General features: G+C 70.0%; 1 protein-coding gene. It reads left to right on the forward strand.

The features are described 5' to 3' along the window. Positions 1-159 precede the first annotated feature (159 nt). Complete coding sequence (locus ACIQCH_RS38390; RefSeq protein ID WP_402589014.1) at positions 160-1,467, forward strand: IS4 family transposase; 1,308 nt, start codon at positions 160-162, stop codon at positions 1,465-1,467. Positions 1,468-1,500 lie beyond the last annotated feature (33 nt).

Genomic DNA, 1,500 nt, shown 5'->3' on the forward strand with positions numbered 1-1,500 from the left:
CAACGCCGTTCAGTTAAGGGCGGGGGCTGTTCGTCAAGGCCCGTGAACGAGGCAGCGGAGCTGCTGTAGAAGAGGTTTGTCCTCCAAGACATCCTCACCACAGGAGCTCCGCTGTTGGGACAGGCTGCCATAACAAGACCGGGCGGGGTAGCTGCGGGTGTGTTCGCGCCGGGGCATATCGGCGAGCTGACCCGCATCGTGCCGTTCGAGATGGTCGACGAGGTGCTGGCACAGACCGGTGCGGTGCAGCGCAGGGTCCGGCTGGTGCCGGCGCGGGTCACGGTATACGTCCTGCTGGCCGGAGCGCTGTTCACCGGGCTGGGCTACCGGCAGGTCTTCGACCGGCTGTGTGCCGGGCTGGCGAGCCTGGCACTGGCCCGGCCCAGCGGCAGTGCGTTACGACAGGCCCGCCAGCGGCTGGGCCCAGCACCGATGAAAGCCTTGTTCGACCTGGTCAGGGGCCCTGCGTCCACGACCGCGGCGGCCGGGTGGTGGCGGGGCTTGAGGGTCGTTGCGGTCGACGGCACCCTGCTGCCGGTCCCGGACTGCCCGGCCAACCTCACGGTGTTCACCCGGCAGCGGCTGGGCAACGGGATCTCGGGCTACCCGCAACTGCGGCTGGCCGCGCTGGTGGCCTGTGGGACCCGGTCGGTGATCGGGGCCGTCTTCGGCCCGGCCGCCACCGGTGAGCTGGAGTACGCCCGCCGCCTGGCGGTGGATCTACGGGCCGGGATGCTGCTGCTGGGCGACCGGAACTTCGCCGCCGCCGCACTGCTGAACCACTGGGCCTCCACCGGCGCGGACCTGCTGGTGCGCTGCAAATCCGGCCGGAACCTGCCACCGGTGGCCCGCTGCCGGGACGGCTCGACACTGGCCCGGCTCGGAGCGTTGACCGTTCGCGTCATCGACGCCCAGATCAACATCCGCACCGCCGCGGGCACCCGCACCGGCCACTACCGGCTGCTGACCACGCTCACCGACCCGGTCACGCACCCGGCCGGTGAACTCGTCCGGCTCTACCACGAGCGCTGGGAGATCGAGACGGCCTACGCGGAGCTGAAGTCCACGATCCTGGGCGGACACGTCCTGCGGGCCCGAACCCCGGACGGCATCGAGCAGGAGACGTGGGCTCTGCTGACCACCTACCAGGCGTTGCGGACCGCGATGACGGACGCCACCGACAGCGTTCCGGGAACCGACCCGGACCGGGCCGGCTTCACCACCGCCCTCACCGCCGCACGCGACCAGCTCGTCCTGGCCGCCGGTATCACCGCGGACACCGTGATCGACCTGGTCGGAGCCATCGGCCGCAACGTGCTGGCCCAGCTCCTGCCCGCCCGGCGGGTCCGCACCAAAGACCGCATCGTCAAACGCGCAATCTCCAAATACAACGCACGCGGACCCGCCATCGACCGGACCACCTACAAAGCAACCATCCACATCACCATGCTCACGAGCAGCTCTTGACGCCCCGACCCCGCCCTTAACTGAACGGCGTTG

Source organism: Streptomyces sp. NPDC093225 (assembly GCF_044753805.1).
In the GTDB taxonomy this organism is placed as follows: Bacteria; Actinomycetota; Actinomycetes; order Streptomycetales; family Streptomycetaceae; genus Streptomyces.